Below are 18,374 nucleotides of genomic sequence, written 5' to 3'. Positions count from 1 at the left end.
TGGAGATGGCGCGAGGCTCGCAGGTCCCGGCATGAACGGCAAGAGTGCGACCGGGCGCGAATTCCAGCCCCACGGCTGGCCACCGGAAGCCGCGAGTGGCCCTAGAGCTTGAGGATGCCCGACTTGAACTCTCTCAGGGACAGACGCCACCAGTCGAACGTATCCTCGAGATTGCCGCGGGTGACTCCGTGGCGCAGATTGACGTCCATCTCCAGCACCGGATCGTTCTCGGCGTCGATATAAGCCTTGGCAAAGCGCTTGTCCCGGTTCCAGCCGTTGATGGCGGCCTGATCGACAGGGACGCCGTCCCAGGAGGCATAGAACTGAAGGCTCTGGCACTCGCTTCTGTCGGAATTGCAGTCGTTGAAGAAGATCACGTAGAGCGTGCCATTGATGCGCCCCCGGACATATTCGGTCTCGTCCTTTTCCAATGTCCCGGAGCCGAAGCCGCGGGCGATGTCGACGATCTGATCGACCTCGCCGGGCTTGACCAGCGTTTGCGCCTGACTGGCACCGGCAAGACAAAGGCAGGCAAGAAGCGTCGCGATGAAGCGCACTGGGTATCCTCCCGAAAGCGGAACGCACCACATGCCGCAGATCGAGAGACATCGGCCGCGACCGTGTCATCCTTTCTAACATGCCGCTCGGGAAGACTGAAGCGAGGGCGATCATCGCGGAGATCGGGATCACACCGTCAGATGCCGGCGTACCTCGGGATCGTCGAGGCCTTCGGCGGGGCCGTCGAAGACGATTTCGCCGCGGTCCATGATGTAGACCTGATCGGCAAGCTCGCGGCAGAAATCCAGATATTGCTCGACCAGCAGGATGGCGAGACCGGACTGGTCCTTCAGATAGCGGATGGCCCGGCCGATATCCTTGATGATCGACGGCTGGATGCCCTCGGTCGGCTCGTCGAGGACGAGAAGCTGCGGCCGCGTCACCAGCGCCCGGCCGATCGCCAGTTGCTGCTGCTGGCCGCCGGACAGGTCGCCGCCGCGCCGGCCCAGCATGTCGGCGAGTACCGGGAAGAGCTCGAAGACATGGTCGGGGATGGTCCGGTCGGCACCCTTCAGCGGCGCGAAGCCGGTCTGGAGATTCTCCTTCACCGTCAAAAGCGGGAAGATCTCGCGGCCCTGGGGCACGAAGCCGATGCCGCGTCGGGCCCGCGTATAGGGCGCCTCGCGGCCGAGATTGTCGCCGTCGAGGGCGATCTGGCCGGCGCGAATCGGCTGCTGGCCGACGATGGCCCGCAGCAGCGAGGTCTTGCCGACGCCGTTGCGCCCGAGGACGCAGGTGATCTCGCCCTTCCTGGCATTCAGCGACACGCCGCGCAGCGCCTGCGCCGCACCATAATAGAGATCGACGTTCGAAACGGTCAGCATATTGACACCCAACTTAGTGCGCGCTAATTCTATTTTGTAGATACTAATTCTGGATAAGGAGCGCAAAATGGCACGGCGTCACGAATATGAAATCCTCAACGCGATCGACCACTTGGCCACCTATGGCTGGGTTAAGGTTCGTCGTGAACTTATGTTGCGGCGGTGGTACGGCCAAGAACGCTTCTCAAAGGGAATCTGGCAAGATTTCGTTTCCCATCTCCCCGAAGACTGGGATGCAAAGGATGTCTCTGTGTTTGAGTGGGGCGACGACATTATTTTCCTGGAGAAGAAGTACATCAAAGAACTAAAACAGTTGTCGGCATAATCACCGCCCAAGATACACCTCGACGACACGCGGATCGGCGGAGACATGGTCGAGCGTGCCTTCGGACAGCACCGAGCCCTCGTGCAGGCAGGTGACCTTGACGTCGAGGGCGCGGACGAAATGCATGTCGTGCTCGACGACGACCACCGAACGGGTGCGGGCGATCTCGCGCAAGAGCCGCGCCGTCTCCTCGGTCTCGGCGTCGGTCATGCCGGCCACCGGTTCGTCCACCAGCAGGAGTTCGGGATCCTGCGCCAGCAGCATGCCGATCTCCAGCCACTGCTTCTGGCCATGGCTGAGATCGGCCGCCAGCGTGCCCGCCTTGGCGGTCAGGCGCGTCGTCTCCAGAATGTCGGCGACAGTCTGGCGCTCGCCGGCACTGTCGCGGTGTAGGAGCGCGGCGAAGATCGAGCGCGATCCGGCCATCGACATGCGGATGTTGTCAGCGACCGTGTGGCTCTCGAAGACGGTCGGCTTCTGGAATTTTCGGCCGATGCCCATATTGGCGATCGCGGCCTCGTCCTGCTTGGTCAGGTCGACATTCCCGGCGAAATAGACCTCGCCCTCGTCGGGCCGGGTCTTGCCGGTGATGATGTCCATCATGGTGGTCTTGCCGGCGCCGTTCGGGCCGATGATCGCCCTCATCTCGCCCTTCTGGATGACCAGCGAGAGATTGTTGATCGCCTTGAAGCCGTCGAAGCTCTTGGTGACCCCGTCGAGATAGAGCAGCGTGTCGCGCCGCGCCTGGCCGAGGGCTTCGCGCTCGGCCAGCAGGGCGGCGCGCTGGGTGGCATAGGGGTGCGGCGAGACGATCGGCGGCGGCGGTGCGACGTCTGCATCGCCGGCAGGCGCGGCCGGCCCGCCTGCCGTGGCCATGGTCTTGTCGGGGGCGTCGGTCATCTGGTCCATCATGGTCATTCCGCCGGCCCCGGCGCCGGCACGGGCGTCTTGTCGACCGCCTCGCCCTTTTCGCGGTCGGCATCGCCGCGCCGGGCACGCCAGGCGTTCCAGCCATGGTCGATGGTGCCGACGATGCCGCGGGGCAGGAACAGGGTGACGAAGACGAACAGGCTGCCGAGGACGAAGAGCCAGAATTCCGGCGCGATGGCGGTGAAGGTGCTCTTGCCGAAATTCACCAGCAGCGCCCCGATCACCGGGCCGATGAGCGTGCCGCGGCCGCCGACTGCGGCCCAGACGACGATCTCGATGGAATTGACCGGGGCGAACTCGCCGGGATTGATGATGCCGACCTGCGGCACGTAGAGGGCGCCGGCAATGCCGGCCATCACCGCCGAGACGGTGAAGGCGAAGAGCTTCACATGCTCGGGCCGCCAGCCGATGAAGCGGGTACGGCTTTCGGCGTCGCGCACGGCGACCATCAGCTTGCCGAGCCGCGAGCGGGTGATCCAGCCGACGATGACCACGGCCACCGCCAGCGCGATGCAGCTCGCCGCAAAGAGGCCGGCGCGGGTGGTGTCGGCCTGCAGCGAGAAGCCGAGCAGCTCCTTGAAGTCGGTCAGGCCGTTATTGCCGCCGAAACCCATGTCGTTGCGAAAGAAGGCCAGCAGCAGCGCGTAGGTCATCGCCTGGGTGATGATCGACAAATAGACGCCGGTGACGCGGCTGCGGAAGGCGAAATAGCCGAAGACGAAGGCGAGGATGCCGGGGGCCAGCACGACCATCAGCGCGGCGAACCAGAACTGGTCGAAGCCGTACCAGTACCAGGGCAGTTCCTGCCAGTTCAGAAACACCATGAAGTCCGGCAGCACCGGGTCGCCATAGACCCCGCGCGAGCCGATCTGGCGCATCAGATACATGCCCATGGCATAGCCGCCGAGGGCGAAGAAGGCGCCATGGCCGAGCGACAGGATGCCGACATAGCCCCAGACCAGATCGAGGGCGAGCGCCAGCAGCGCGTAGCAGATATATTTGCCGAAGAGCGGCACCGCATAGGACGGCACATGCAGCGGATGGCTGGCCGGCAGCCAGAGATTGGCCAGCGGCACGAGGATCGCCGCAGCCAGGATCACGGCGACGAGGATGAAGATGCGGGGACCGAGGAAGCGCGCGAGAATCATGCGTCGACGAACCTCCCCTTCTGGGCGAACAGGCCGCGCGGCCGTTTCTGGATGAAGAGGATGATCAGGACGAGCACGATGATCTTGCCGAGGACGGCGCCGGCATAGGGTTCGAGGAACTTGTTGAGGACGCCGAGGCTCATCGCCCCGACCAGCGTGCCCCACAGATTGCCGACCCCGCCGAACACCACGACCATGAAGCTGTCGATGATGTAGCCCTGGCCGAGGCTCGGCGAGACATTGTCGATCTGGCTGAGCGCGACGCCGGCGACGCCGGCGATGCCGGAACCGAGTGCGAAGGTCATGGCGTCGACCCAGGGGGTGCGGATGCCCATGGCCGAGGCCATCTTGCGGTTCTGGGTGACGGCGCGCATCTGCAGGCCGAGCGGCGTGCGGTTGAGGACGGCGAGCAGCGCCAGGAAGACGACCAGCGCGAAGACGATGATCCACAGCCGGTTCCAGGTGATCGACATCAGCCCGACATCGAAGGCGCCGGACATCCAGTCGGGATTGCCGACCTCGCGGTTGGTCGGGCCGAAGACGGTGCGCACCGCCTGCTGCAGGATCAGCGAGACGCCGAAGGTCGCCAGCAGCGTTTCCAGCGGCCGGCCGTAGAGAAAGCGGATCAGGCCGCGCTCCATGACGAGACCGACGAAGCCGGAGACGAGGAAGGCCAGCGGCAGGGCGATGGTCAGCGACCAGGGAAACAGCCAGGGCGCCGAACCGCGGATCGCCTCCTGCACCACGAAGGTCGTGTAGGCGCCCAGCATGACCATCTCGCCATGGGCCATGTTGATGACGCCCATCACACCGAAGGTGATGGCCAGCCCGATGGCCGCGAGCAGCAGCACCGAGCCGAGCGACAGGCCGTACCAGACATTCTGCATCTGGTTCCAGAAGGCGATGTTGGCCTCGATGCCGGCGATGGATTCGCGCGCCGCCTCGCGGGCCACCGGATCGTCGGTGGCATCGGCGAAGATGCGCAGCATGTTCAGCGCCTCGCGGTCGCCGCGCGTCTGCAGCGCCTTGGCGGCCTCGGCCTTCTCGGCGGCCGGACGGTCGGAGGCGAGGATCGCGGCAGCGCGCGCCTCTTCCAGCCGGGCCAGGACGCCGGCGTCGGTCTCGGCGGCAATCGCCGCTTCCAGCGGGGCAATCATCTCGGGGTCGGCGTCGGAAAACACAGTGCTGGCGGCCCGCAGCCGCTGGGCCGGATCGGCGGCGCGCAGGGTCAGGGTGCCGAGGGCGGCGGTGACCGCGTTGCGGATCGAATTCTTGATGCGGACCTTGGTGACGTCCGCCTTGGCGACTATACCGGCAGCCTCGCCGGTGATCGGATCGGTGAGGACCATCTCGTCGCCGCGCGCCGCGCCGACGAAGACGGCCTCGTCGCTCTTGCGCCAGTAGAGGTCGCCGTCACGCAGGGCCTTGAGGGCGGGCGCCAGGGCGGCATCGCCGCTGGCCGCCGCTTCCGCGATCACCGCCTCTGTCTCGCTGAAGCTCTGCTTGCCGCCGAATTTCTGGACGATCGTGGCCGGGTCGGCGCCCTGCGCCCACGCTGGCTGCGCTGCCAGAAGTCCGGCCGCCAGCAGGAGACCCGCGACCAGCATGAGACCGGTCCGGCATCGCTCGAAGAACTGTTGCATCACATCCCACCTGAGGGCCGCTGGGGACGGGGACGGTCGCCTGGGACCGCCCCCGCCGGGTTCGTCTTGGGAGGACGAAGGTGTCAGACCCGGTTACTTGGCTTCCGCCGAAGCGCCGCCGCAGGTCTCGGTCTCGGTGTTGTAGTTCCCGCAGTTGATCGGGTCGGTCCAGTCGGCGGTCAGCTTCTTGGATTCCGGCAGGAAGTCGGACCAGGCGTCGCCCGGCACCAGTTCCTCGGTCTCCGAGACGATGTCGAACTGGCCCTCGTCGTTGATCTCGCCGATCAGCACGGGCTTGGTGATGTGGTGGTTGGCCAGCATGGTGGACATGCCGCCGGTGAGGTTCGGCACCTCGACGCCCGGCAAGGCGGCGATGACCGCGTCGGCCTCGGTCGTGCCGGCGGCCTCGACCGCCTTCACCCACATGTTGAAGCCGATATAGTGAGCTTCCATCGGGTCATTGGTGACCCGCTTGTCGTCACCGATGAAGGTCTTCCACTTCTCGATGAACTCGGCATTCTCCGGCGTATCGACCGACTGGAAGTAGTTCCAGGCGGCCAGATGGCCGACCAGCGGGCCGGTGTCGATGCCGGCCAGTTCTTCCTCGCCGACGGAGAAGGCGACGACCGGAATGTCGGTCGCGGCGATGCCCTGGTTGGCGAGCTCCTTGTAGAACGGCACGTTGGCATCGCCGTTCACGGTCGAGACGACGGCGGTCTTCTTGCCGGTCGAACCGAATTCCTTGATGGCCGACACCTCGGTCTGCCAGTCGGAGAAGCCGAAGGGCGTGTAGTTGACCTTGATGTCCTCGGCGGCGACGCCCTTGTCCTTGAGATACTGCTCGAGGATCTTGTTGGTGGTGCGCGGATAGACGTAGTCGGTGCCTTCCAGCACCCAGCGCTCGACGCCTTCCTCCATCAGATAGTCGACGGCGGGGATCGCCTGCTGGTTGGGCGCGGCACCGGTGTAGAAGATGTTGCGCGAGGATTCTTCACCTTCGTACTGGACCGGGTAGAAGACGACCGTGTTGAGCTCTTCGGCCACCGGCAGGATCGACTTGCGCGACACCGAGGTCCAGCAGCAGAACACCGCCGCCACGTCCTGGGCCGAGACGAGGTCGCGCATTTTCTCGGCGAAGAGCGGCCAGTCGGAGGCCGGATCGACCACGACACCTTCGAGCGGACGCCCGAGCAGACCGCCCTTGGCGTTCTGCTCCTCGATGAGCATCAGCATGGCGTCCTTCAGGGTGGTCTCGGAAATCGCCATCGTGCCCGACAGCGAATGCAGGATGCCGACCTTGATCGGATCGCCGGACGGCGCGTCCTGCGCCACGGCACCGGTCAGTGCGACGCCGCTCATCGCGGTCGCGGCGACGGCGCCACGAAGCCAATTGATAGGTGATGTCATTCACGCTCTCCAGTTGACAGGTCCCGCTCTCAGCGACGGGCTCCGGTCACATAGGGAGCAATCCCCGTGCCAGACTGGTGATGCGCGAAGGACAGGCGGGGAACGCGGCCATCCGGCAGGTGAAGCCACCGGTCGAGCGACAAGCCTGACCCTGGGTCAGATCAAATCTGCCTGTATTTTGTTCAGTGCCTAGTTTTTCACCGCAGTGAGCAGCGCGGCAGCAGACGAGATCTGATGCGCTGTCCGCTCAGATCGCTTCCTTGCGATCTTCCGGCCAGTGGCACTTCCAGCTCTTGATCGTCCATTGCGGATGATCGCCGGCCCAGGCCGCGACATAGGGCGTCGACAGCATCATGCATTGCGCCAGCGAGCCGCGGCTCTGATAGGTCAGCCGCTCTTCCCGGCAGTTCGACGGGGCGCTCACCATGCAGACGGTCAAAATCAGGTCAATCATCGTCTCGGCCGTTTCCTTCCTGGGGGATCCGACGGTGCCCGGTCGAACTGGGATACGCTCTTCACATACGCAGCGATGCTGCATCCGGCTGCAGAACTAGCGGCGCCCTCCGGCAAGTCAGCAGAGCGGTGGCGCCGTGTCGCATGGCAATTGTGCAGTCTCGCCGTCTTACAACGGCAGGAAGATCTCGCCCATGCCGAGCACCGCCGTGTCGCCGCCGAACCGGCGCATGGGGGCGCCATCGAAGGGCACCGGACCGGCGGGTCCCGCGGCGATATCCCGGGCCATCAGCCTCAGGATCAGAAGGTCGGCCGGGCCGTTGTCGAGGAAGGTCGGCGACAGGCGCTCGACCCCGCCGGGCAGGATCAGCGTGCCGCGCTTCATCATGCGGCCGGGCGCGCCCGCGGCGCGGCCGCCGGCGATCAGCGTGCCGGCGATCATCCGGCTGGCGGCATTGGCGCCGAGCGCGCCCGCGACGACGATGGTGCCGCGCCGCATGCGATCGGCCGCCCGTTCGCCGGCCGCGCCGCCGACGCGGATCGTCCCACCCGACATGCCCGCCATCTCGCCGGCCAGCGGACCGCCGAGAAAGTGGCCGGCATCGCCCTCGATGCGCAGTTCACCGCCGCTCATGGCCGAACCGGCGAAGCCGCCGGCCGAGCCCGTCACTGTCAGCCGTCCGGCGCTCATCACCCGGCCGGCCCGCCAGCCGGCGTCGCCCTCGACATGGATCTCGCCGCCATCGAGCCCTTCGCCGATCCGGTCGAAGCGGAGCGAGCCACCCTCGAAGCGCAATCGCTCCGGATCGTCGCCCGACACGTCGAAAAGGTCGCCGACGGTGACCAGCCAGCGGGTCGTGCCGATCGGCAGCGAGGCGATCTGGGTCGTGGTGAGGCCGGCAAGGCGCGACGGGATCAGGGCCGACAGGTCGATGCGCTGATCCGGTTCGGCCCGCTTGCGGAAGGTGAGCCCGCTCATGGCGCCAGCTCCTTCAGATGGAAGTGATGCGGTCCGAGATTGCCGCCGTAATTGCCGGCGCCGATCCGCAGGGCGCCCTTGTCGGGTCCGAGATCGACCGCCGCCTTCAGCCCGGCGCGCATGGCATCGGCGACCGCCTCCTTCGACAGGCCGTCGATGACGATCTCCAGCACCGAACCGATATCGGGCGTCAGAGCCGATGGGGTGACGCCCTTCAGGGTCGGGCAATAGGCATCGTTGGTGGAGGCCATCATGCCCTTGTACTTGCCGCCGACCTTGGAGCCGGAGCGCACGATCCCGCCGGGAAACGGCATGATCGCGCCGGGCACCGCACGCATCGCCGCGAGTGCCGCCTCGGCTGCCGCCAGCGCCTGTGCGCCGGTGCGGGCCATGAACAGGAGATTGCCGCCGCCGACACCGTCGCCGGTCATGCCGGTCGTCGCCTCGCAGAGAAATTCGCCCTCCATCACCGGCATGCGCCAGAAATGCCGGCCGGCGAATTTCTTCGATATCTGCCAGCCGTCGGCGAAATAGCGGATGGCCGAGCCGAGATCGATCTGCGTCTCGCTGTCGAAATCGGCGTAGCAGGCCGAGGACGGGCTGGTGAGAATGCACTGGCCGAGCCGCGTGCCGAGCTGCTTGGCGAGCCCGTCCTTGTCCATCGAAAACAGGAGAATGCGCACGCCCGGCCGGCCGTCGCGGGTCTCGCTCGGCGGCACGACGCGGTCGATGCCGGCCTCGCAGCCGCAGGCGATCACCGAGGTGGCAAAGCCGGTGAAGGAGCGCGCTGCCTCCATCGCCCATTTTTCGGAATCGGCGGTGACCTGGATGGCCGTTCCGCTCATCGGAAACGCTTCGGCGAAGGTGTCGTCGATGATGACGCCATTGCGGGTCATCGCCGTGGACGGCGCGTCCTGTGTCACGTCCGGCATGGCATCACCTTGAACGGATCCTCTTGGCCGATGGCAAAGTCCGGCACCTCGAACCAGCGCGACGGCAGACCGAAGCGTTCGTCGAAATAGCGGTCGAGGCGCCTGGCCATCGCCTTGTCCGCCTCTGGCCGGACCGTCAGCGTGCGGCCCTTGGTGCGGTTGACGACGGTGCCGTCCTTCACGACCAGCGTCCCGTCCTTGAAGACATAGGCCGCACGCCCGAACATCTCGGCCTTGTCGTGGCCCGGACGGTAGATCGCCACGTCGCCCACGGCCCCTGCCCCCAAATGCCCGCGATCGGACGTGCCGAGCAGGCGGGCCGGGGCGGCGCGGGTCATCGTCGCGATCTCCCGCAAGGTGTATTCGCGGGCGATCTCCGGCAGGCTGGTCATCCGCACCACCGATTTCGGCAGCGCGTCGAGCCAGAGCTGACGAACGCCGCGGTCCATCAGCAGCGCGAAGATGTCCGGGTAGCTGGTGAACGGCGCGCCATTGGGATGGTCGGTGGTGAAGAACACCTGCGACGGGTCCTCGATCAGGAGGAACAGCTCCAGCCCGATCGCCCATTGCAGCGCGTTGAAGAAGCTCTTCTGCTTGTATTCCATCGGCACCACGCCGCCGCCATTGGCCTCGTGGTCGAAGATGATCGTCTTGCCGGGGCTGGCCTGCGGCCGGCCGGCGAACTGGCGCATCTCGTCCGAGGAGATCGTCACGGTCTGGCCGAACATCACCTGGCCGATATCGACGGTGACCTCCGGCGTCCGGTTGACGAGGTCCGCCAGCCGCTGCCCGACCGAGGAAAAGCCGCGCTTGCCCTCGGTGCCGTAGCCGTAGAACTGGATGTGGGCGAGATGCATCGGCAGGCCCTCGGCCGCGCCGATGGTCGCCTCGGCCGACGAGGCGGAATCGCCTGGCACGCCGAGATTGTTGCAATGAACATGCAGCGGATGCGGGATGCCGAGCCCGTTCACGGCGCCCTGCAGCGTCTTGACGATCTTGCGCGACGAGACGCCGTAATCGGGCACGATGTCGTCGAAGTCGAACTTGCGGACATTCTCCTTGAAGGCCGCGGAGCCGCCGGCATTGATGCATTTGACGCCGAGTGCCCGCGACGCCGAGACGGTCCAGGCGACATAGTCGGCGATGGCGCTCTCGCTCTCGCCGTCGCGGATCATCGCCATCAGGAAATCGTCATTGCCGAGGACGACGAGAGTTGCCTTGTCGATGATCGGGATGTCGGCGAGTTCGAGATGGGAATGCAGCGCCGAGGACGGCGCCATGGCGGGCTCGACCACGGTGGTGAAGCCCATTTCGGCGTAGCGCAGGCCGGTTTCCTCGGTGGTCCAGCCGACCTTGGACAGGCCGGTCGCCCCCGGCCGCGACTGGAAGGCCCGGTGATATTCCGGCAGCAGCAGCCGCGCCGTGTTCACGTGCCCGCTGGCGATGTGGGAATGAATGTCGATGGCGCCCGCCATGACGATCAGCCCCTTGCAGTCGATCGTCTCGTTGGGCCGGCGACCGTCCGTTGGCGCATCGACGACAACGCCGTCGGCGAGATACAGATCCCCTACCACGTCCCGGTCGTTGGCCGGGTCGACGACATGGCCGTTCTTCAAATGCGTCAGCATGCAGACGCCCCTTTCCGTCCGACGATCATGCTGCCGCTTCCGTCGTCGTCTGTCCCAGATGCGCGGCGATCGCCGCAAGGACGGCCGCCGCCGTCATGTGCCCGCCGGCGTCACCGCTTGTCCGCGACGCCGCGACCGGCACGAAGCCGCCGAAGCGATTGTCGTAGAGGACGCTGTCGTGATCGCGGCCGGCCGTCGCCACGGCGAAGGCGATCTTCGGCGGATGGGTCCAGTCGGTCGCCTCGCCGCACAGTGCGACAACCGGCACCTTGCCGGACCACTCCGGCTCGATCTCGTCCTGGCCGTCCAGCGCGGCGACATGCACCGCCATATCCGCCTCGCCGTCGGCGATCAGCCGTTCGCCGCGATACAGATGCGGATCGTGATCGGGATAGCCGCGGCCGAAACCGCTGCGCAGCGGAAATCCGGTCGTCCAGATGGTCGCCTGCGCCGCAGCAAAGGCCTGGTCGCTCCGCAGCATCGGCAGGCTGGTGAAACGGGTCTCGGCGTTCAGGTCGAAGACCAGCCCGGCGAGCATCTCGATGGTGAGGCTGTCGAGGCTGGCCGGCGCGAAGATGGCGCAGCCGAACGCCGCCTCCTTCAGCCATTCGGCGACGAATTGCACGGTTGGCGCGGGCAGCGGTCCGGCGCCGTGCTGGTGCCCGGCCAACTCGGCGCGGATCGCCGACAGCGCGTCGAGGAGATCGTCGCCGGCGCAGTCGATGCCGTGCAGCGCGACCGATTCCGGCAGGTCCGGCACGTCGTCGCCGGCGCCCAGCCACAGAACCTGTCGCTCGACGCCGCGGGTTGCTTCGCCGAGATCGGGTTTTTCCTCGAAAAGGTAGTCCGGCATGTCCGGCGCGTCTTCGAACGCGTCGTCGCCGATCACCAGCACGCGGTCGGCGCGGCGCCGGATCTCGGACGGTGCGGCCAGCATCATGCCGCTGTCGCGCATTGCCGAAATCAGCGGGTAGATGCCCTTGGAGGCGGCATGATCGATCGCCCCGCCGGCGATCTGCGCCAGGGCGACCGCGGCCTTGATGCCTGCGATATCGGTCGAAAGTCCGGTCACGAGAGGCAGGCGGCTTCGGCCGATCAGCTCCGCCGCTGCGGACACAGCCTCCTGTGTGGACGCCGGTTTCCCGTCGATCCATGCGTTCTGCAAAACCATTCGCTTTCTGTGCCCGTGATGCAAACTACAGCCTTGGCGGCGAAGATCAAATCCCCGCCGGCAGGTCTCAGCTCTTGTCGTATTTGATATAGGCGAAGCGCGGATCGTCCGGCGTGCCCGACAGCGGCCCGTCCTCCTTGCCCGGCTGCCACATGACCACCTGCTCGATCATCTTGGCGAGGGCGAAGTCCGAATCGGTGATCCCCTTGGCGGCGTGATTCACCAGGCGCACCTCGACCCAGGCATAGGACGCGGTGATGTCGGGATGGTGGAATGCGGCCTCGGCCAGATGGCCGACGGCATTGATCACCATCAGCGTGCCCTTCCAGCCTGCGGTCTTGTAGGTGCGGCGAATCCAGCCGTCCTCGAGCCGCCATGTGGGCAGCTCCGCCTCCAGTCGCTTGGTCACCTCGGCGTCGGAATGGGTCTTCGCTGCCATGGTTTTCTCCTCCACTACGCTTGCCCCATCGGTATTCGCCGCAATAATAGGGTGCGGGCACGCAAGTTCAGGGGACAAAGTGACAGACGACGTCGTCAACGTCTCGGCGCCCGCTCGCCTGCATCTGGGATTTCTCGATCCCGGCGGCCAGTCCGCGCGCCGGTTCGGCGGAATCGGCATGGCTCTGGAAGAACCCGCGACGCGGCTTTCCATCCGGCGGGCCCGGCAGGACCATGTCGACGGTCCGGAAGCGGGTCGCGCAGCCGCCTATCTCGACGACATGCGCCGGCATCTGGGCATCGGCATCCGTCACGAGCTGACGATTTCGGAGGCGATTCCGGCCCATTCGGGCCTCGGATCGGGGACCCAGCTGGCGCTGGCCGTCGCGACCGCCCTGCGTGCCCTGGAGGGACTGCCGGCCGACGTCGCCGGCGACGCCGCGCGGCTCGGCCGCGGCAACCGGTCGGGCCTCGGCGCTGCCTTCGTCACCGGCGGCGGCGTTGCGGTGGATGGCGGCAAGGGCGACAGCGACCTGCCGCCGCCGCTGATCGCGCGGCTGCCGTTTCCGGACGACTGGCGCGTCATCCTCGTCCTCGACCCGAGCGATACGGGCTTTCACGGCGCCGACGAAGTCGCCGCCTTCGCGACACTGCCGGCCTTCCCCGAGGCGCAGATCGCGGAGATCTGCCGGCTGGTGCTGATGCAGGTGCTGCCCTCGCTGGCCGAGACCGACATTGCCGGCTTCGGCGCCGCCATCGCCACCATCCAGCAGATGGTCGGCGAGCATTTCGCCCTGGCCCAGGGCGGCGTCTTCACCAGCCCGGCCGTGGCGCGAGCCTGCGAGGCACTGGCGGCGGCCGGGGCCCACGGCATCGGCCAGAGCTCGTGGGGTCCGACCGGCTTCGCCTTCGCCCCCTCGGCCCCGGAAGCCCGCCGCCTCGTCGCGGCGATCGGCGAGGCGGCCGCACGGCTCGACATCCGCATCCTTGCGGGACGCAATCATGGAGCCGGCGTCGAACGCCGCGGGCTCCGACTGACGGGCACCGGCTAGCGGCGACAAGCCCTGGCACCGTCGCGGCCGACCGGCCCGGCGAACGCACATGCAGACCGGAGACTTTCCATGGCGCACAAGAACATTTTGCACATGATCACGCCGCAGAAGCACATCAGCCCCTTCGACGTGAACATGGCGCTCGACGCCGGCTACGATGCGGTGCTGCCCTATGAGAGCGTCGAGATGGCCGAGGTCGCCGACCTCGTCCAGGACGTGATCTTCTCGCGCCCGCCGGATCGCGGCGTGCGCTCGGCGGTGTTCTTCGGCGGCAATGATTCGGTGCTGGCGCTGGACATGATCGCGGCGGCGAAGGACGCGCTCGTGCCGCCCTTCGGCTGCAACATCATGGCCGATCCCTCGGGCTCCTTCACCACGGCCGCCGCCATGGTCGCCTGCATCGAGCGCACCCTGAAGAACCGCAAGCAGACGGCGCTGAAGGACGTCACCATCGCCGTCTTCGGCGCCACCGGCGTTGTCGGCTATTGTGCCGCCGTCATCGCCGCGCTGGAAGGCGCCCGGGTGAAGGTGGTCGGCTATGACGGGATCGAGCGGATCTCCAAGCGCGCGGCCGAGATGAAGGAGCGCTTCGGCGTCGAAGTCGAGCCGGTCGACGGCTCGTCGAACGACAAGAACACCGCGATCATCGAGGATGTCCACGTCATTATCGCTGCCGCCAAGGCCGGCGTGCAGGTGCTCGGCAAGGACCAGATCCAGGGCGCGCCGAAGCTTCTCGTCGCCGCCGACGCCAATGCCGTGCCACCGCTCGGCCTCGAGGGCATCGACGTCATGGACGACGAGGAACAGATCGACGGCACCGAGGCCTTCGGCATCGGCGCGCTGGCGGTCGGCCCGTTGAAGTCGAAGACCGAATCCGGCCTCCTGCAGCGCATGATCGAGGCGGAGGAGCCGCAGGTGCTCGACTTCCGCGATGCCTTCGCGCTGGCCCGCACCCTGGTCTCGTAACCCGATGGCATCGCGCCCCAGTATTCTTTGCGCCGCCTTTTCGGTGCGTCAGATCGCCGAGAGCGCCCGGCGTTCCGGCATCGACGCGCTGGCGGTCGACTTCTTCGGCGACCTCGACCTGAAGCAGTCGGCGCGGGCGGCCGAGGTGCTGCATGGCGACTATCCCGACGGCTTCGACGGCGAGGAACTGCTGGCGATCCTCGGCCGGCTGGCCGACGGCCATGCGCCGATCGGCTTCGTTCCGGGCGCCGGCTTCGAGGACCGCACCGAACTCTTGGAGCGGATCGGCACGCGCTGGCCGATCCTCGGGACCGACGCCGCAACGACCCGCCTGCTCAAAGACCCCGAGGCCTTCGCCGCGCTCTGCGAAAAGGCCGGAATTGCCCATCCCGAGACCCGGCGCAGCGTTGTCGGCGATCCGTCCGGCTGGGTGTCCAAGAAGATCGGCGGCGCCGGCGGCAGCCATGTCCGGCCGGCAAGCGATACGGCGCCCGACGCCGATCGCTATGTCCAGCGCAGGGTGACGGGTGAGAAATGGTCGGCGGCCTTCCTCGCGGCGGGCGGCCGGATCGCGATGCTGGGTTTCACCCGGCAATGGGCGGCGCCCTCGGCAGACGAGCCGTTCCGCTATGGCGGCGCGGTGGGCCCGCTGGACCCGCCCGGCGACAGCGCCCCGGCCATGATCGCGGCGCTGGAGCGGCTGGCGCGCGAGGTGCCGCTCACCGGCATCGCCAGCGGCGATTTCGTGCTGACGCCGGACGGGCCGGTGCTGCTCGAAATCAACGCCCGCTTCGGCGCGACCGTCGACATCTACGACCGCGACGCCGCACCGCTTCTGGCGCTGCATCTCGACGCCTGCCAAGGGCGCCTGCCGACGAGCGTTCCGCCCGCCGGCACCGTCCGCGCCTCGGGCCTTGCCTGGACCGACGTCGCAGTGACCCTGCCGGCCGATTTCGACTGGCCGGAATGGACCTGCGACCGCACCCAGCCGCCGGCCGCGTTCGGTCCCGGCCAGCCGCTGTGCACGGTCGTTGCCGAAGCGGCCGACGCTGCGGCCGCCGAGGCCCTGTTCCACGCCCGCGTGGACGCACTGCATGAACGAACCGGGAGGATGGCCGCATGAGCCGTGCATCGCAATTGTCGGTCAACGGAGGCGTTCTCCCCCTGATCGAGACCCTGCAGCGTCGCGCGGCGGAACTGCGGATCGGCGTATCCACCGGCCCCGCCGGCGAAACGCTGATCGATGCCGGCGCGTCGGTGACCGGCAGCCTCGAAGCCGGCCGGCTGATGACCGAAATCTGTCTCGGCGGGCTCGGCGAGGTGACGCTCGGCTCCGCGCCCTATCTGCCCAACTGGCCGTTCACCCTGACCACCCGCACCTCGCAGCCGGTCGTCGCCTGCCTCGGCACCCAGTATGCCGGCTGGCAGCTGACCAGTGGCGAAGGCGACGCGGCCTATTTCGCCATGGGCTCGGGCCCCGGCCGGGCGCTGGCCGGCAAGGAGGCGCTGTTCAAGGACATCGCCTATGCCGACCAAAGCGACACGGCGACGCTGGTGCTGGAATCCGGCAGTCCGCCGCCGGAAGACCTCGTCCGGCAGATCGCCACCGATTGCGGCGTGGCGCCCGAGGCGCTGACCATCATCTACGCGCCGACCCAGAGTCTTGCCGGCTCGGTGCAGATCGTTGGCCGCGTGGTCGAGGTGGCGCTCCACAAGGCGCATGAGCTGAAATTCGACCTGTCGCGCATCGTCGAGGGCACCGGCACGGCGCCGCTCAGCCCGCCGCATCCCGACTTCATCACCGCCATGGGCCGCACCAACGACGCCGTCATCTATGGCGGGCGCATCCTGCTGCACGTCACCGGCCCGGCCGCCGACGCCAGGGCGCTGGCCGAGAAGCTGCCAAGCTCGACCGCCAATGACTACGGCACGCCCTTTGCCGAGATCTTCCGCCGCTACGAGGGCGATTTCTACAAGATCGACCCGATGCTGTTCTCGCCCGCCGAAGTGGCGGTCGTGGCGCTGGAGACCGGCGAGACTTTCCGCGGCGGCGCGGTCGATCCCAAGCTGATCGACGCCTCCTTTGGCTGAGCCGGCAGGTTCCGGCGCATCGTGCGCCCCGCGCATTCTCCTGGTCTCGGCCGACCGGGACCGGCATGCCCGCGACCTGATCGCCGCCTTCGGTGCACTTGGCGCAGCAGTCGTGCTGGCCGGCCTGTCGGAGATCGGCTTCGACACCGGCGCGGCAAGCGGCCTGCGCATTCCGCAATTCGGCGACGAACTGCCGGACGCGGTCTGCCTGCGCACGATGGATGCGGGCAGCTTCGAGCAGGTCACCCGCCGGCTTGGGGTCCTCCACGCCCTGGCGCGCAGCGGCGTGCCGGTCTCCAACGGCCCGCGCGCCGTCGAGAACTGCGTCGACAAGTCGATGACCAGCTTCCTCCTGCACCGGGCGGGCCTGCCGAGCCCGCGCAGCTACGCAGTCGAGAGCCGCGCCGAGGCCGCGCGCATCCTCGCCGCCGAGCCCGGCCCGATGGTGCTGAAGCCGCTCTTCGGGGCGCAGGGCAAGGGGCTGAAGCTGGTGCGCGGCGCGGACGAGCTACCACCGGCCGGCGAGATCGCGGGCGGCGTCTATTATCTGCAGCGCTATGCCGGGGTCGAGACCGGCGGGCGCTGGAGCGACGTGCGCGTGCTGGTCTCGGCGGGCCGCGCCGTCGCCTCGATGCGGCGCGAGGCGGCGAACTGGATCACCAACGTCAAGCAGGGCGCCAACGCCGTCGCCATGCCGGCCGACCGCGAGATGGAGGAACTTGCGATCGCCGCCACCGCCGCCGTCGAGGGGGATTTCTGCGGCGTCGACCTGCTGCGCGACGAGAGCGGCCGCGCCGCGATCATTGAGGTCAATTCCATGCCCGCCTGGACCGGGCTGCAGCGCGCCACCGGCAGCGACATCGCCGCGATCCGCGCCCGCGACGTGGTGGCGCTGGCCGAGGCCCGCCGCCGTCAGTTCCTGTCGCAGCTGCCTCACGCCGTATGAGACTTGCGCCCGACCGGATCGCCGCCGCCTTCCTCGCCGCCTGCCGGGCCGAGCTCGACGCGGCCAAGCCCGGCAATGTCCACCGCTTTGCCGGCGGCCACGGCATGCACGCCGACACCTTCGAGGCCGCCGCAAGGGCGACCGCGCCATGGATCGCCCGGGATGATCTCGGCGTCGGCGCCCGCATCCTCGGCGCGACACGCGCCAGCTGGGAGGCGGTCGGCCTGAACGCCAATCTCGGCATCGTCCTCCTCTGCGCGCCCCTGGCGGCCGCCGCCGGACGCCCTGAAGCCGGCGGCCGCGATCTGCGCGAGGCGGTGGCGGACGTTCTCGCCCGGCTCGATGCGCAGGACGCGCAGGACACCTTCGCGGCCATCGCGCTGGCGACGCCCGGCGGGCTCGGCGACGCCGCCGAACAGGACGTGCGCTCACCGCCGACTGTCGGCCTCGTCGAGGCGATGCGGCTTGCCGCCGACCGGGACCTCGTCGCCCGGCAATTTGCCGACGGGTTTCGCGAGATCTTCGAGATCGGCCTGCCGGCCCTCGCCGCTCCGGACACCGCAGCGCAGACGCCCGGAACCGGCCCGGCGCTCGCGGCCTATCTCGCCTTCGCATCGGTCTTTCCCGACAGTCACCTCCAGCGCAAATACGGGCTGGCGGTCGCCGAGGCGGTGCGCCGGCAGATGGCGGATCTCGCCGGCGATCTTTCCCGGACGCAGGATCCGGAAGCCCGTCTCGCCCTGGCGCTTCGTCTCGATGGCGCACTCAAGCGCGACGGCCGCAATCCCGGTACATCGGCCGATCTGACGGTCGCCAGCCTTTTCGCGCAGAACCTTGCGGAAGCGCAACGGGAGTGATTGACTGTCGGCCGTAAGGGTCCATG

Annotated in this window: 19 protein-coding genes; 7 read left to right on the top strand and 12 right to left on the bottom strand. The window is 67.7% G+C overall.

What is annotated here, in order from left to right; genetic code table 11:
• Positions 1-101: 101 nt before the first annotated feature.
• Together H9Q09_RS11350 and urtE are read right to left on the bottom strand one after the other, a co-directional pair.
• A complete protein-coding gene (locus H9Q09_RS11350; protein ID WP_187391119.1) occupies positions 102-557 on the bottom strand; it encodes a YbjN domain-containing protein in 456 nt (151 codons plus the stop codon).
• Positions 558-686: 129 nt separating this feature from the next.
• On the bottom strand, positions 687-1,382 hold the full coding sequence (urtE, locus tag H9Q09_RS11345; RefSeq protein WP_024349745.1) for an urea ABC transporter ATP-binding subunit UrtE: 696 nt from the start codon (positions 1,380-1,382) through the stop codon (positions 687-689).
• 67 nt (positions 1,383-1,449) lie between these two features.
• On the opposite strand from urtE, the gene H9Q09_RS11340 reads away from it, so the two are divergent.
• Positions 1,450-1,707 carry a hypothetical protein gene (locus tag H9Q09_RS11340; RefSeq protein WP_187391118.1) on the top strand — a complete coding sequence of 86 codons (258 nt, stop codon included), beginning with the start codon at positions 1,450-1,452 and terminating at the stop codon, positions 1,705-1,707.
• On the opposite strand, the gene urtD is transcribed toward H9Q09_RS11340, so the two are convergent.
• The 10 genes from urtD to H9Q09_RS11290 form a co-directional block, all read right to left on the bottom strand.
• Positions 1,708-2,619, bottom strand: a complete 912-nt coding sequence (gene urtD / locus H9Q09_RS11335; protein ID WP_246716111.1) for an urea ABC transporter ATP-binding protein UrtD — start codon at positions 2,617-2,619, stop codon at positions 1,708-1,710. It abuts the gene before it with no gap.
• A gap of 2 nt (positions 2,620-2,621) precedes the next feature.
• The gene (gene urtC, locus H9Q09_RS11330; protein WP_187391117.1) at positions 2,622-3,785 is read right to left on the bottom strand and encodes an urea ABC transporter permease subunit UrtC; all 1,164 of its coding nucleotides are present in this window, start codon (positions 3,783-3,785) and stop codon (positions 2,622-2,624) included.
• A complete protein-coding gene (gene urtB / locus H9Q09_RS11325; RefSeq protein WP_029702849.1) occupies positions 3,782-5,428 on the bottom strand; it encodes an urea ABC transporter permease subunit UrtB in 1,647 nt (548 codons plus the stop codon). Before urtB ends, urtC begins: the two co-directional genes overlap by 4 nt.
• A gap of 93 nt (positions 5,429-5,521) precedes the next feature.
• Positions 5,522-6,835, bottom strand: coding sequence for an urea ABC transporter substrate-binding protein (gene urtA, locus H9Q09_RS11320; RefSeq protein WP_024349741.1), 1,314 nt, complete (start codon positions 6,833-6,835; stop codon positions 5,522-5,524).
• A 247-nt stretch (positions 6,836-7,082) separates the two neighbouring features.
• On the bottom strand, positions 7,083-7,289 hold the full coding sequence (locus tag H9Q09_RS11315) for a hypothetical protein (protein WP_187391116.1): 207 nt from the start codon (positions 7,287-7,289) through the stop codon (positions 7,083-7,085).
• Positions 7,290-7,457: 168 nt separating this feature from the next.
• Positions 7,458-8,267: a formylmethanofuran dehydrogenase subunit C gene (locus H9Q09_RS11310; RefSeq protein ID WP_187391115.1), complete on the bottom strand. Its 810-nt coding sequence runs from the start codon at positions 8,265-8,267 to the stop codon at positions 7,458-7,460.
• Positions 8,264-9,199, bottom strand: a complete 936-nt coding sequence (gene fhcD / locus H9Q09_RS11305; protein ID WP_246716110.1) for a formylmethanofuran--tetrahydromethanopterin N-formyltransferase — start codon at positions 9,197-9,199, stop codon at positions 8,264-8,266. Before fhcD ends, H9Q09_RS11310 begins: the two co-directional genes overlap by 4 nt.
• The gene (locus H9Q09_RS11300) at positions 9,187-10,827 is read right to left on the bottom strand and encodes a formylmethanofuran dehydrogenase subunit A (RefSeq protein ID WP_187391114.1); all 1,641 of its coding nucleotides are present in this window, start codon (positions 10,825-10,827) and stop codon (positions 9,187-9,189) included. The genes fhcD and H9Q09_RS11300 overlap by 13 nt, the downstream gene beginning before the upstream one ends.
• 25 nt (positions 10,828-10,852) lie before the next feature.
• Entirely contained in the window at positions 10,853-11,944 is a 1,092-nt protein-coding gene (locus tag H9Q09_RS11295; RefSeq protein WP_187391113.1) for a hypothetical protein, read from the bottom strand.
• A 121-nt stretch (positions 11,945-12,065) separates the two neighbouring features.
• Positions 12,066-12,437 (bottom strand): 4a-hydroxytetrahydrobiopterin dehydratase, encoded by a 372-nt coding sequence (locus H9Q09_RS11290; RefSeq protein WP_187391112.1) that lies wholly within the window; start codon positions 12,435-12,437, stop codon positions 12,066-12,068.
• A gap of 79 nt (positions 12,438-12,516) precedes the next feature.
• Here H9Q09_RS11290 and H9Q09_RS11285 point away from each other — a divergent pair, with 79 nt between their 5' ends.
• The 6 genes from H9Q09_RS11285 to H9Q09_RS11260 all read left to right on the top strand — a co-directional run bounded on the left by H9Q09_RS11285 (position 12,517) and on the right by H9Q09_RS11260 (position 18,348).
• Positions 12,517-13,488 carry a beta-ribofuranosylaminobenzene 5'-phosphate synthase family protein gene (locus H9Q09_RS11285; RefSeq protein WP_187391111.1) on the top strand — a complete coding sequence of 324 codons (972 nt, stop codon included), beginning with the start codon at positions 12,517-12,519 and terminating at the stop codon, positions 13,486-13,488.
• A gap of 69 nt (positions 13,489-13,557) precedes the next feature.
• On the top strand, positions 13,558-14,454 hold the full coding sequence (locus tag H9Q09_RS11280; RefSeq protein WP_187391110.1) for an NAD(P)-dependent methylenetetrahydromethanopterin dehydrogenase: 897 nt from the start codon (positions 13,558-13,560) through the stop codon (positions 14,452-14,454).
• A gap of 43 nt (positions 14,455-14,497) precedes the next feature.
• Positions 14,498-15,577, top strand: a complete 1,080-nt coding sequence (locus H9Q09_RS11275; protein ID WP_187391109.1) for an ATP-grasp domain-containing protein — start codon at positions 14,498-14,500, stop codon at positions 15,575-15,577.
• Positions 15,574-16,545 (top strand): methenyltetrahydromethanopterin cyclohydrolase, encoded by a 972-nt coding sequence (gene mch / locus H9Q09_RS11270; protein ID WP_187391108.1) that lies wholly within the window; start codon positions 15,574-15,576, stop codon positions 16,543-16,545. The genes H9Q09_RS11275 and mch overlap by 4 nt, the downstream gene beginning before the upstream one ends.
• A complete protein-coding gene (locus tag H9Q09_RS11265; RefSeq protein ID WP_187391107.1) occupies positions 16,538-17,491 on the top strand; it encodes a RimK family alpha-L-glutamate ligase in 954 nt (317 codons plus the stop codon). The genes mch and H9Q09_RS11265 overlap by 8 nt, the downstream gene beginning before the upstream one ends.
• Positions 17,488-18,348, top strand: coding sequence for a triphosphoribosyl-dephospho-CoA synthase (locus H9Q09_RS11260; protein WP_187391106.1), 861 nt, complete (start codon positions 17,488-17,490; stop codon positions 18,346-18,348). The genes H9Q09_RS11265 and H9Q09_RS11260 overlap by 4 nt, the downstream gene beginning before the upstream one ends.
• Positions 18,349-18,374: the final 26 nt, after the last annotated feature.

This window comes from Aurantimonas sp. DM33-3 (assembly GCF_014334315.1).
GTDB lineage: Bacteria > Pseudomonadota > Alphaproteobacteria > Rhizobiales > Rhizobiaceae > Aurantimonas > Aurantimonas coralicida.
The sequence above is the reverse complement of the archived record's forward strand: the minus strand, read 5'-3'. Positions and strand labels throughout refer to the sequence as shown.